Origin of the sequence: Streptomyces gamaensis, assembly GCF_042656465.1 — a bacterium.
Taxonomy (GTDB): domain Bacteria; phylum Actinomycetota; class Actinomycetes; order Streptomycetales; family Streptomycetaceae; genus Streptomyces; species Streptomyces gamaensis.
In genome coordinates this window covers 288,754-301,327 of the sequence record NZ_JBHSPB010000003.1, presented here as the reverse complement: position 1 = coordinate 301,327, position 12,574 = coordinate 288,754, and the positions used below count along the sequence as shown (strand labels likewise).

General features: G+C 70.4%; 11 protein-coding genes. 4 read left to right on the top strand and 7 right to left on the bottom strand.

What is annotated here, in order from left to right; genetic code table 11:
- Positions 1-76 precede the first annotated feature (76 nt).
- Positions 77-1,543: a replicative DNA helicase gene (gene dnaB, locus ACFP1Z_RS06285; protein ID WP_390315062.1), complete on the bottom strand. Its 1,467-nt coding sequence runs from the start codon at positions 1,541-1,543 to the stop codon at positions 77-79.
- Positions 1,544-2,055: 512 nt separating this feature from the next.
- Between dnaB and ACFP1Z_RS06280 the strand changes: the two genes are divergently transcribed.
- Positions 2,056-3,408 (top strand): MATE family efflux transporter, encoded by a 1,353-nt coding sequence (locus tag ACFP1Z_RS06280; RefSeq protein ID WP_390314881.1) that lies wholly within the window; start codon positions 2,056-2,058, stop codon positions 3,406-3,408.
- A gap of 120 nt (positions 3,409-3,528) precedes the next feature.
- Here the strand turns inward: ACFP1Z_RS06280 and rplI are convergent, their stop codons facing one another.
- From rplI to rpsF, 4 genes are all read right to left on the bottom strand, one after another.
- Positions 3,529-3,975 carry a 50S ribosomal protein L9 gene (rplI, locus tag ACFP1Z_RS06275; protein ID WP_390314880.1) on the bottom strand — a complete coding sequence of 149 codons (447 nt, stop codon included), beginning with the start codon at positions 3,973-3,975 and terminating at the stop codon, positions 3,529-3,531.
- An 18-nt stretch (positions 3,976-3,993) separates the two neighbouring features.
- Positions 3,994-4,230, bottom strand: a complete 237-nt coding sequence (gene rpsR, locus ACFP1Z_RS06270; RefSeq protein ID WP_004950692.1) for a 30S ribosomal protein S18 — start codon at positions 4,228-4,230, stop codon at positions 3,994-3,996.
- An 80-nt stretch (positions 4,231-4,310) separates the two neighbouring features.
- A complete protein-coding gene (locus tag ACFP1Z_RS06265; RefSeq protein WP_390314879.1) occupies positions 4,311-4,877 on the bottom strand; it encodes a single-stranded DNA-binding protein in 567 nt (188 codons plus the stop codon).
- A gap of 78 nt (positions 4,878-4,955) precedes the next feature.
- Positions 4,956-5,246: a 30S ribosomal protein S6 gene (gene rpsF, locus ACFP1Z_RS06260; protein ID WP_049719052.1), complete on the bottom strand. Its 291-nt coding sequence runs from the start codon at positions 5,244-5,246 to the stop codon at positions 4,956-4,958.
- A gap of 290 nt (positions 5,247-5,536) precedes the next feature.
- Between rpsF and ACFP1Z_RS06255 the strand changes: the two genes are divergently transcribed.
- The 3 genes from ACFP1Z_RS06255 (at position 5,537) to ACFP1Z_RS06245 (ending at position 8,282) form a co-directional block, all read left to right on the top strand.
- Positions 5,537-5,866 carry a hypothetical protein gene (locus ACFP1Z_RS06255; protein WP_390314878.1) on the top strand — a complete coding sequence of 110 codons (330 nt, stop codon included), beginning with the start codon at positions 5,537-5,539 and terminating at the stop codon, positions 5,864-5,866.
- Between the two features lie 181 nt (positions 5,867-6,047).
- Positions 6,048-7,166, top strand: a complete 1,119-nt coding sequence (locus ACFP1Z_RS06250) for a lipid II:glycine glycyltransferase FemX (RefSeq protein ID WP_390314877.1) — start codon at positions 6,048-6,050, stop codon at positions 7,164-7,166.
- A gap of 84 nt (positions 7,167-7,250) precedes the next feature.
- On the top strand, positions 7,251-8,282 hold the full coding sequence (locus ACFP1Z_RS06245) for an alanine racemase (RefSeq protein WP_390314876.1): 1,032 nt from the start codon (positions 7,251-7,253) through the stop codon (positions 8,280-8,282).
- A 36-nt stretch (positions 8,283-8,318) separates the two neighbouring features.
- On the opposite strand, the gene ACFP1Z_RS06240 is transcribed toward ACFP1Z_RS06245, so the two are convergent.
- Together ACFP1Z_RS06240 and ACFP1Z_RS06235 are read right to left on the bottom strand one after the other, a co-directional pair.
- Positions 8,319-9,812 (bottom strand): glycosyltransferase family 87 protein, encoded by a 1,494-nt coding sequence (locus ACFP1Z_RS06240; protein ID WP_390314875.1) that lies wholly within the window; start codon positions 9,810-9,812, stop codon positions 8,319-8,321.
- A 131-nt stretch (positions 9,813-9,943) separates the two neighbouring features.
- On the bottom strand, positions 9,944-12,547 hold the full coding sequence (locus tag ACFP1Z_RS06235; protein ID WP_390314874.1) for a transglycosylase domain-containing protein: 2,604 nt from the start codon (positions 12,545-12,547) through the stop codon (positions 9,944-9,946).
- Positions 12,548-12,574: the final 27 nt, after the last annotated feature.

Sequence of the window (12,574 nt, the reverse complement as noted above, 5' to 3'; positions counted from 1 at the left end):
CCGGTCTTCCAAGACCCTACGTCCGCACCCGGCCCCCTGCCGAGACCCCTCCGCCCCCGGGGAGCGGACGGCCCGGTCAGGTGTTGGCCATGTCCACGAAGCGCGAGTAGTGGCCCTGGAAGGCGACCGTGATCGTGGCCGTCGGGCCGTTGCGGTGCTTGCCGACGATGATGTCGGCCTCGCCCGCGCGCGGCGACTCCTTCTCGTAGGCGTCCTCACGGTGCAGCAGGATGACCATGTCGGCGTCCTGCTCGATGGAACCCGACTCACGCAGGTCGGAGACCATCGGCTTCTTGTCGGTGCGCTGCTCGGGGCCACGGTTGAGCTGCGAGAGCGCGATGACGGGCAGCTCCAGCTCCTTCGCCAGCAGCTTGAGGTTACGGGACATGTCCGACACCTCCTGCTGGCGGCTCTCGGCCCGCCGGGAGCCGCCGGACTGCATCAGCTGCAGATAGTCGATGATGACCAGCTTGAGGTCGTTGCGCTGCTTGAGGCGGCGGCACTTGGCGCGGATCTCCATCATCGACAGGTTCGGGGAGTCGTCGATGTACAGCGGGGCCGAGTTGACCTCGGGCATGCGCCGGGCGAGCCGGTTCCAGTCCTCGTCCGTCATCGAGCCGGAGCGCATGTGGTGCAGCGCGACGCGCGCCTCGGCGGACAGCAGTCGCATCGCGATCTCGTTGCGCCCCATCTCCAGGGAGAAGATCACGCTCGGCATGTTGTGCTTGATCGAGCAGGCGCGGGCGAAGTCCAGCGCGAGGGTCGACTTGCCCATCGCGGGACGGGCCGCGACGACGATCATCTGGCCCGGGTGCAGGCCGTTGGTGAGCGAGTCGAGGTCGGTGAAACCGGTCGGGACACCGGTCATCTCGCCGCTGCGCGAGCCGATGGCCTCGATCTCGTCGAGCGCGCCCTCCATGATCTCGCCGAGCGGCAGATAGTCCTCGCTCGTGCGCTGCTCGGTGACGGCGTAGACCTCGGCCTGGGCCTTGTTGACGATGTCGTCGACGTCGCCGTCGGCCGCGTATCCCATCTGCGTGATGCGCGTGCCCGCCTCGACCAGCCGGCGCAGCACGGCCCGCTCGTGGACGATCTCGGCGTAGTACTCGGCGTTGGCCGCCGTGGGGACGGTCTGGACGAGGCTGTGCAGATACGGGGCGCCGCCGACGCGGGTGATCTCGCCCCGCTTGGTGAGCTCGGCGGCGACCGTGATCGGGTCGGCCGGCTCGCCCTTGGCGTACAGGTCGAGGATCGCCTGGTAGATCGTCTCGTGGGCGGGGCGGTAGAAGTCGTTGCCCTTGAGGATCTCGACGACATCGGCGATGGCGTCCTTGGAGAGCAGCATGCCGCCGAGGACGGACTGCTCGGCGTCGAGATCCTGCGGGGGCACGCGCTCGAAGCCGCTCTGCTGCGCCCCGCCTCTCCAGGGGCCGTCCTCCTCGCCGCGGTCGTGGCGCTCGCCGCGGGGCTGGCTGTCGCCGCGACGGGGACGGGAGACCGGGAGCCGGTCACCGGGGCCGGCGTCGGCCCAGGGGTCGTCCATGGGCTCGGGGATGCTCACCCCGCCACCTCCTCCCGTCCGCGGCGCGGACCTCGCCGTGCCGCTCTCTTCCTACGGCACGGCTCTGACAACAGGGCGCCCGGGCTCCGGGTTGCGGTGCGCCGGGGCCGGGCGGTCCCGCACGGTCTGCGCGGCCCGGTCCCCCGCGCGCGGCGGGGCCGGAACAGGCGGCGGGCGCCGGACCACGGTAGGCCCGCGGGCACCGTCAGCCAATCTGGTTATCCACAGGGCATGTGGATGAGGGGCCCCAACCTGTGGAGAAGTCCGCGCAACCTGTGCACGACCCGGGGGAAAGCACTGTGGACAAAACCTCACCCCCTCTTAGCGCACCGCTCTGACCTGCACTTTCACCATCCACCGGCTGTTGAGGAGAAAAACTTTCCCACTCGGCCCAAGATCGCGACAAACGCCGCAGAGAAGATCGTCGATCTCCGGGAAATGTAAGGGGCAAAGATCAGTTGCGCCGGTTACCTGTGGAAGATTAGCGTGGACCCATGCCCCAGGTCCTGGACGCCTACGCGGCCCCCGCCGCCCCGAGCCCCCGCCGGCACGACCGCGAGATCCTCGCGCTGGCCTTACCCGCCTTCGGCGCGCTCGTCGCGGAGCCCCTGTTCGTCATGGCCGACAGCGCGATCGTCGGCCGGCTCGGCACCCCGCAGCTAGCGGGCCTGGGCATCGCCGCCGCCCTGCTCACCACCGCCGTCAGCGTCTTCGTCTTCCTCGCCTACGCCACGACCGCCGCCGTCGCCCGCCGGGTCGGCGCCGGAGAGCTGCCCGCCGCCATCCGCCAGGGGATGGACGGCATCTGGCTCGCCCTGCTCCTCGGCGCGGCCGTGGTCGCCGCCGTGCTGCCCACGGCGCCGGCGCTCGTCGAGCTGTGCGGCGCCTCCCCCACCGCCGCCCCGTACGCCACGGCCTATCTGCGGATCAGCGCCCTCGGCATACCCGCGATGCTCGTCGTGCTCGCCGCCACGGGCGTCCTGCGCGGCCTCCAGGACACCAGGACCCCGCTGTACGTGGCCGTCGGCGGCTTCGCCGTCAACGGCGCCCTCAACCTGGGCCTGGTCCACGGCGCCGGGCTCGGCATCGCCGGCTCCGCGTGGGGCACGGTCGCCGCCCAGTGCGCCATGGCCGCCGTCCAGCTCACCGTCGTCGTCCGCGGCGCCCGGCGGCACGGGGCGTCGCTGCGGCCCGACGCCGCGGGCATCCGGCTCTGCGCCCGGGCAGGAGCGCCCCTGCTCGTGCGCACGCTCTCGCTGCGCGCGATCCTGATGATCGCGACGGGCGTGGCGGCCCGGCTCGGCGACACCGCCGTCGCGGCCCACCAGATCGTGCTGACGCTGTGGAGCCTGCTCGCCTTCGCGCTGGACGCCATCGCCATAGCGGGGCAGGCGATCATAGGGCGGTATCTGGGCGCGGACGACCCGGCGGGGGCGCGCGCCGTCTGCCGCCGCATGGTGCAGTGGGGCATCGCCTCGGGCGTGGTCTTCGGGCTGCTGGTCGTGGCCGCGCGGCCGCTGTTCGTGCCGCTGTTCACCTCGGACGACGCGGTGCGGGCCGCGCTGCTGCCCGCCCTGCTGGTCATCGCCCTGTGCCAGCCCGTCGCGGGTGTCGTCTTCGTGCTGGACGGGGTCCTGATGGGCGCCGGGGACGGCCCGTATCTCGCCCGGGCGATGGTGCTGGTCCTCGCCGTCTTCACGCCCGTGGCGCTGCTCGTGCCCGGCCTCGGCGGCGGGCTCACCGCGCTGTGGGGGGCGATGACGCTGATGATGGCCGCCCGGATGCTGACCCTGTGGCTGCGGGCCCGCTCCGGCCGGTGGCTCGTCACGGGCGCCGTACGGGCCTGACCGGCGCCGCGCCCGCGCCATCGGCCGCCTCCGCCCCGTCCGCCCCGGAAAACGGCGCAGGGCCGCACCCCGTGGGGTACGGCCCTGCGGCACGCGGTGCGTACCGGATCGCGGAAGCGATCAGGCGGCGACGACCTCGATGCCGAACTTGGCGACGACGTCGGCGTGCAGCCGCACGGACACCTGGTGCGCGCCCAGGGTCTTGATCGGCGTGCCCACCTCGACACGGCGCTTGTCGACAGCCGGACCACCGGCGGCGTTGATCGCGGAAGCGATGTCGGCCTGGGTCACGGAGCCGAACAGGCGGCCGGCCTCGCCGGCACGGGTGGCCAGGCGGACCTTGAGGCCCTCCAGCTGACCCTTGATCTCGTTCGCCTGCTCCACCGTCGCGATCTCGCGCAGCTTGCGGGCGCGGCGGATCTGCTCGACGTCCTTCTCGCCACCCTTGGTCCAGCGGATCGCGTAACCACGCGGGACCAGGTAGTTGCGGGCGAAACCGTCCTTGACGTCGACGACGTCACCGGCGGTGCCGAGGCCGGAGACCTCGTGGGTGAGGATGATCTTCATGTGTCGGCCACCCTTCCCTTATCGCGCGGAGGAGGTGTAGGGCAGCAGCGCCATCTCACGGCTGTTCTTCACGGCCGTGGCGACGTCACGCTGGTGCTGGGTGCAGTTGCCGGTCACGCGGCGGGCACGGATCTTGCCGCGGTCGGAAATGAACTTCCGCAGCATGTTCGTGTCCTTGTAGTCCACGTAAGCGGTCTTGTCCTTGCAGAACGCGCAGACCTTCTTCTTAGGCTTGCGCGGAGGCGGCTTCGCCATTGTTCTCTCCTGTGTACTTCAAGAAGTGTGCGTACTGTCGCCCTCGGGCCCGCTGCCGGGCCCGCAGGCCCGCAAGGGGCCTAGAAGGGCGGCTCGTCCGAGTAGCCGCCGGAGTTGCCGGAGCCGCCGCCCCAGCCTCCGCCGCCCTGCGCACCGCCGGACGGAGCAGCGCTGGCCCACGGGTCGTCGGCCGGAGCGCCGCCGCCCTGCTGGCCGCCGGCGGGGCCGGAGCCCCAGCCGCCGCCCTGCTGGCCACCGCCGTAACCACCCTGGCCACCACGGCCCGTGGTCTTGGTGACCTTCGCCGTGGCGTTCTTCAGGCTGGCGCCGACCTCTTCGACGTCGAGCTCGTAGACCGTGCGCTTGACGCCCTCGCGGTCCTCGTAGGACCGCTGCTTGAGCCGGCCCTGCACGATGACGCGCATGCCGCGCTGAAGCGACTCGGCGACGTTCTCCGCCGCCTGACGCCACACCGAGCACGTGAGGAAGAGGCTCTCGCCGTCCTTCCACTCGTTGGTCTGGCGGTCGAAGGTGCGGGGGGTGGACGCGACACGGAACTTCGCGACCGCCGCACCGGACGGGGTGAAGCGCAGCTCGGGGTCGTCGACAAGATTGCCGACGACCGTGATGACGGTCTCGCCTGCCATGGGTGAACCTCTCGGCGGGTGTGCTGCTGGCTGCTTACTACTCGTTGTGCAGCCCGATTACCGCTGAACCGCTGGGATTCAGTGGGTCTCGGGACGGAGGACCTTGGTCCGGAGGACCGACTCGTTCAGGTTCATCTGGCGGTCGAGCTCCTTGACGACCTCAGGCGTGGCCTGCAGGTCGATGACCGAGTAGATGCCCTCGGGCTTCTTCTTGATCTCGTAGGCGAGACGACGACGGCCCCAGGTGTCGACCTTCTCGACCTTCCCGTTGCCCTCACGGACGACGGAGAGGAAGTTCTCGATCAGGGGGGAGACAGCGCGCTCCTCCAGATCGGGGTCGAGGATGACCATCACCTCGTAGTGACGCATGTGGAACCCACCTCCTTTGGTCTCAGCGGCCACGGTCGATCCGTGGCAGGAGGGTCGTGATGCGTGAGCAACGGTATCGGCCGACACTGACAACAGCGCGGACGATCAGCGGAAGGTTCCTGGATGTTCCGGGGACCGGAAGCCGGGTCCGGGCAGACACCGCTGCGGACGCTACACAGTACCCGCACTCCGGCGTCCGGTTGAAATCCGGCAGTAGGGCGCCGCAATCTGGACGCCTCGGGTGTGACCGGCGCTACAGTGCGCCGCCTGCCTTGTAGGAGGTAGCCCCCATGACCCAGGCAGCACGCCAACCGCACGGCCCGCGTGCGCTGATCAGTGCCGCGCTGAACAGCGACGGCAAGCCCCACCCCATCGAGAACACCTTCGTCGCGCTGACGATCGCGCTCGGCGCGGTCGCCTTCATCACCTCCGCGTTCAGCAATCTGCATCTGCTCACCTCCTGGACCGGCCTGGCCGGCATCCTCACCGGGGCCTGGGGCCAGTACATCTCGGCCACCACCGGTGAGCGCTTCCTGTTGATCATCGGGCTCGGCGCCGCGGCGGTGGGCTTCTTCCTCGGCATGGCCCACGGCGGCCTCTTCGGCGGGGTGATCGGCTAGCGGCCGCCGCCCGGCGCTCCTCGGCGGACCCCGCGCGGCAGGGTGCGGGGCCGCCGTCCGGCCGCCGTAGCGGCCGTTCACGGGCAGTACGCCCAGACGGGCCGCTCCCCGGTCGCAGTAGGCTTCGGCGCGAGAGCCGGAGCCCCGATCCTGGGGACACACCTGCCGAGGAGCGCCCCGCATGAGCCTGACCCTGAGGACCATCAGCCGAGAGCAGCATCTGGCGTACATCCAGAGCCTGCCCGCGGCCAGTCACATGCAGGTGCCGGCCTGGGCCGATGTGAAGGCGGAGTGGCGCTCGGAGAGCCTGGGCTGGTTCGACCGCGGCGGGCAGCTCGTCGGCGCGGGCCTGGTGCTCTACCGGCAGCTCCCCAAGATCAAGCGCTATCTCGCCTATCTGCCCGAGGGGCCGGTCATCAACTGGTTCGCGCCGAACCTTTCGGACTGGCTCCAGCCCATGCTCGACCACCTCAAGCGGCAGGGCGCCTTCTCGGTGAAGATGGGCCCGCCCGTGGTCATCCGCCGCTGGGACGCGAACGCCATCAAGGCCGGTATCGCCGACCCCGACGTCAAGCGCCTGCGCGACGTGGAGGCCACCCACATCGAGCCGCGGGCCTTCGAGGTCGCCGACCAGCTGCGGCGGATGGGCTGGCAGCAGGGCGAGGACGGCGGCGCCGGCTTCGGCGACGTCCAGCCCCGCTACGTCTTCCAGGTGCCGCTGGCGAACCGTTCCCTGGAGGACGTCCACAAGAACTTCAACCAGCTGTGGCGCCGCAACATCAAGAAGGCCGAGAAGGCCGGTGTCGAGGTCGTCCAGGGCGGTTACGAGGACCTGCCCACCTGGCAGCACCTCTACGAGATCACCGCCGAGCGGGACAAGTTCCGCCCGCGGCCGCTGAGTTACTTCCAGCGCATGTGGACCGTCCTGAACAACGAGGACCCCAACCGCATGCGCGTGTACTTCGCCGTGCACGACGGCGAGGCCGTCGCCGCCGCGACGATGCTGATCGTCGGCGGCCACGTCTGGTACTCCTACGGCGCCTCCGCCAACCACAAGCGCGAGGTCCGCCCCTCGAACGCGATGCAGTGGCGGATGCTGCGCGACGCCTACGCGCTGGGCGCGAGCGTCTACGACCTGCGCGGCATCGGTGACTCCCTGGAGGAGAGCGACCACCTCTTCGGCCTGATCCAGTTCAAGGTCGGCACCGGCGGTCAGGCCGCCGAGTACCTCGGCGAGTGGGACTTCCCGCTGAACAAGCTGCTCCACAAGGCCCTCGACATGTACATGTCTCGTCGCTGACTCCGGCGTCCGTCCACACCCCCGTGCCCACGGGCACACCACCATTCCACCCAGCAGCCACAGGGAAAGGTTCCGGGACCGGCCATGGCGCTCACGCTCTATATCGACACCGCGCGCTGGCGGGCACACCAGCAATCCGTCGTCCAGCAGTTCCCCGGGATCGTCCCGGTCTGCAAGGGCAACGGCTACGGCTTCGGCCACGAGCGCCTCGCCGACGAGGCGGCACGCTTCGGTTCGGACATCCTCGCCGTCGGCACCACCTACGAAGCGGCCCGCATCAAGGACTTCTTCAGCGGTGACCTGCTGGTGCTCACTCCCTTCAGGCTCGGCGAGGAGCCGGTGCCGCTGCCGGACCGCGCCATCCGCTCGGTCTCCTCGGTCGAGGGGGTGCGCGGCCTGGTCGGCGCCCGCGTGGTCATCGAGGTGATGAGCACCATGAAGCGGCACGGCATCAGCGAGGAGGACCTGCCCAAGCTGCACGCGGCCATCGAGGACGTGCGCCTGGAGGGCTTCGCGATCCACCTGCCGCTGGACCGCACGGACGGCTCCGACGCGGTGCAGGAGGTCGCCGGCTGGATGGACCGGCTGAACGCCGCCCGGCTGCCGCTGCACACGATGTTCGTCAGCCACCTCAAGGCCGACGAACTCGCCCGGCTGCGGCAGCAGTACCCCCAGACCCGCTTCCGCGCCCGGATCGGCACCCGGCTGTGGCTCGGCGACCACGACGCCACCCAGTACCGCGGGGCGGTCCTGGACGTCACCCGGGTCACCAAGGGCGACCGCTTCGGCTACCGGCAGCAGAAGGCCCCGGGCGACGGCCACCTGGTCGTCGTGGCCGGCGGCACCTCGCACGGCGTGGGCCTGGAGGCCCCGAAGACGATGAACGGGATGATGCCGCGGGCCAAGGGCGCCGCCCGCGCCGGTCTCGCGACCATGAACCGCAATCTCTCGCCCTTCGTCTGGGCGGGCAAGCAGCGCTGGTTCGCGGAGCCGCCGCACATGCAGGTCTCGATCCTCTTCGTGCCGGGTGACGCCCCGGCACCGCAGGTCGGCGACGAACTCGTGGCCCATCTGCGCCACACCACCACGCAGTTCGACCGGATGCTCGACCACTGACCCACCCCCTCCCGGGTGCGGGGCCCGGGCCGCGCCCTAGTGCGCGCGGCCCCCGGTGCCCCAGTGGACACGTCCGCCGTCGGAGGGCTCCGCGTGCCGCTGCCGGTGCGCGGAGCCGAGCGCGACTATGTCCTCGGCCCCGTCCAGGACGCCGCCCGAGGGGTCGTCCGAGCCGTCCCGGCGCACGACGTCCCGCTCCGGCTTGAGCATGTCGCGGATGACCACGCCGCACAGATACAGCGTCCCCAGCAGGTGCGCGACGATCGCCAGCTGATACCCCTCGGCGGGCAGCCCCTGGTGCTTGTCACCGCTGCCCGTGTAGGCCAGGTAGGACCAGATGCCGAGGAAGTACAGCACCTCGCACGCCTGCCAGATCAGGAAGTCGCGCCACTTGGGCCGGGCCAGCACGGCGAGCGGGACGAGCCAGAGCACGTACTGCGGCGAGTAGACCTTGTTGACCAGGACGAACAACGCCACGACCAGGAAGGCCAGTTGGGCGAAGCGCGGCCGCCGGGGCGCGTACAGGGCGAGGGCGCCCAGGGCGAGACAGCCCGCGATCATCAGCAGGGTCACATAGGTGTTGGCGCCGTCCAGCGGGTCGCCCGTGCGCTGTGAGATCACCAGCCACAGCGAGCCGAAGTCGACCGGGCGCTCCTGGCTGAAGGTGTAGAACTTCGCCCAGCCCTCACGGATGTGGAAGCCCTGCGCGTCGTGCGTGATCATCACGGGCAGGTTCACCACCAGCCAGGCGCCCGTGGCCGAGGCCGCGGCGGTGGCGAACGCCCGCATGCGCCCGGCCCGCAGGCACAGCACGAACAGCGGGCCCAGCAGCAGCAGCGGATAGAGCTTCGCCGCGGCGGCCAGACCGATGAGGACACCGGCCAGGACCGGCCTGCTCCTCGACCACATGAGCATCGCCCCGGCGGTGAGCGCCACGGCGAACAGGTCCCAGTTGACCGTGGCCGTCAGCGCGAAGGCCGGGGCGAGGGCGACGAGCAGCGCGTCCCAGGGCCGGCGGCGGTGTGCGCGCGCGGTGCAGACCGCGATGACGGCGGTGCAGGCCAGCAGCATCCCGGAGTTGACGAGCCAGTTGAGCTGCTCGCGGTGCTGGAGCGTGCCGCCCCCGGGCGTCAGCCAGGCGGCGACCTGCATGAACAGGCCCGTCAGGACCGGGTACTCCAGATAGTCCATGCCGCCGGAGAGGGACTGCGGGATGCGGTCGAAGTAGGGGATCAGCCCCGCGTCGAAGCCGCGCCCGCTGTACAGGTGCGGGATGTCGGAGTAGCAGGCGTGGGTGTACTGGGTGGTGGCGCCGAAGAACCAGCCGTAGTCGTAGCAGGGCAGCTTCTGCACCATGCCGAGGGCGAACATCCCGATCGCCACGAGTGCGACGACCCGCACCGGCGTCCACCAGCCGCGGCCGGGCAGCGCCCGCCGCCCCACCGGCCCGCCGATGAGCTCGCTGCCGGCGGCGGCCACCTCGTCCTCGACGGTGGGCCGTACCAGCTGTTCGTCCCGCACGCTCCTCATGCGCCCATCCTGCCGTACGGAACGGATCCCCGCCGGAGCCTGTGGACAAGCGCGGGGGCCGCCTCACGCGAACGTGCGACGGCCCCCGAGGTTTACCGGACGTTGTCCACAGCTCCCGGCGTTCGCGCAGGTCAGCCCATGGATCCTCCGAACAGTCCGCCGGGCCTCCTGCTGCTCGGCTCCGGTGCCGGCGACTCGCCCGGATCGCCGCCGGGGCCACCCGCGGCCCCGGCCGGCCCGCCCGACGTCCCGGCGGAGCTGCCCGCGGGTCCGCCGCCGGGCTGGCAGTGGCGGTCGAACAGGCCGCAGGACCGGCTCGGTGTCGGGCTGGCCGTCGCGGACTTCGACGGCGTCGGCGAGGGCGTCGCGGACTTCGACGGCGTCGGGGAGGGGGCCACGCTCGGGGCGGCACTGGGCGAGGGGCTCGCCCCGTCCCCGTAGACCTTCTCGCCGATCGGCTCGGCCGTCGGGAACGGCACGACCGGCTGGCCCTTGAGCGCCTCGTTCATGTACGCGGCCCAGATCTCCGCCGGGAACGACGCGCCGTGAATGGTCTCCTTGCCGCCCACGCCGCGCATCGAGAGGAACTCCTGCTTCTGCGCGTTGGGGTCGACCCGGTACATACCGATGGCCGTGGACAGCTGCGGGGTGTACCCCGCGAACCACGCCGAACGGTTCTCGTCGGTCGTGCCCGTCTTGCCGGCCGCCGGGCGGTCGGCGAGCTTCGCCGAGGTGCCGGTGCCCTCCTCCACCACGGTCTTGAGCACGTCGGTGACATTGTCGGCGACCTTCGAGGAGAAGGCCGTCCTGCTCTTGGCCTCATGGGTGAAGACGGCCTTGCCGTCCTTCTCCACCGACTCGACCGAATACGGGTCGATCTGCTTGCCGCTGGCCGCGAAGGTCGCGTACGCGCCGGCCAGCCGGATCGCGCTGGGCGCCGAGGTGCCGAGCGAGAAGCTCGGCGTGGCGGCGGCGAGCTGGTCCTTGTCCATGCCCGCGTCCAGCGCGGCCTGCTTGACCAGGTCCGTACCGACGTCCATACCGAGCTGGATATAAGGGGTGTTCACGGAGAACTGCATGGCGGTGCGCAGGCTGATGAGCCCCTTGTCCTCGTCGCCGTCGTTGCGCTGGTGCCATTCCTGGCCGTGGTCGTCGTGCCAGACCTGGCCGTTGTACTTGCGCAGCGTCACCTTGTTGTTGCCGTTGTAGACGCTCTCCGGGGAGACGAGCGTGCGCTGGCTGTCGCTCTGCTGCTCGCCGAGGCCCGGATTGCGCTTGCCGTGTGTCATCGCGGCCGCGATCACGAAAGGCTTGAAGGTCGAACCGACCTGGACCCCGGTGTAGTCGGCGTTGTTGGTGAAGTGTTCCAGTGCGTTCTCGCCGCCGTAAATGGCCACGATCTTCCCGGTCTTGGGCTCCACCGAGGCCCCGCCGAACTGCACGAACTTGTCACGGTCGCGCACATCGGGCTTGATGTTCGCCTTGCGGACGTCCTCGACCGCCTTGGACAGTTCGTTGATCTTGTCGCGGTCGAAGGTCGTGTGGATCTGGTAGCCGCCCCGGTCCAACTGGCTCTTGGTGATGGCGGAATTGGAGTGGGCGACAATGTAGTTGTCGGCGAGATCCGTCAAATAGCCGATCTGTCCGGCCCGGTTGGTCGCTGGCTTGGGCTTCTGCGGCATCGGGAAGCCCTTCTTGACCCACTCGTCGCGTTCGGCGGCCTTCATGTGGCCGACCTCGACCTCGCGGTCCAGGGTCCACTTCCAGCGGTCCGTAGCCCGCTTCGTATTCTTCTCCGGCGTCGCCGCCGGACCCTGACCGCCGGACGGGTCGTACAGATTGGGCCCGTTGAGCGTCGCCGCGAGATACGCGCTCTCGCTCGCCGTCAGGTCCGCGCAGTCCTTGTCGAAGTACGCGCGCGCCGCGGCCTGGATCCCGTAGGCACCGCGCCCGTAGTAGGCGGTGTTGAGGTAACCGGCGAGAATGTCGTCCTTGTCCTTGGTGGCGCCCACCTTCACGGAGATGAGCAGTTCGGTGAGCTTGCGCTTGAGCGTCTGCTCCTGGCTCAGATAGGTGTTCTTCACGAACTGCTGGGTGATGGTGGAACCGCTCTGGGTCTCACCGCCCTGTGCCATCTTCGCGACCGCGCGCAGGATGCCCATCGGGTCCACGCCCCAGTCCTTGTAGAAGCTGGCGTTCTCGGCCGAAATCACCGCGAACCGCATGGGCTTGGGGATTTTGCTGAGCGGCACGATCTGCCGGTTGAGATTGCCGCCGCCGGCGACGACCATCTGCTTGCCGTCGGCCCAGTAGTAGACGTTCTTCTGGACAGCGGCGGCCTTCTGCTCGTCCGGCACCTGCACCACGGCCAGTGCGACACCGACGGTGCCCAGGATCATCGCGACGAAGGTGAAGCACAGGCCGAACAGCAGCTTCCAGGACGGCAGCCAGCGCCGGACCCCGCTCCTGCCCGCGCGCGGATAGTCGATGAAGCGCTTCTTTCCCGGGCGGACGGCCTCTCTGCGCCCCCGCCCCGGGTCGGCAGAGCGTCTGCGGCCGCCGGCCCCGCCGCCCCGCTGGGCCGCCCGCCGGGCCGCGGCGCGACCACCCACCGGTCCGGCGGAACGGCTGGCTGATACGGCACGGCGGCCGGACGCCGACTGCTGCGCCGCGCGCCGGGCCGCGGCGCGGCCACCGCCCTGCGGTTGCGGTGGCTTGCGACGATGCTCGCTCATCGAACGATTACTCCTAGGGCAGGCGCT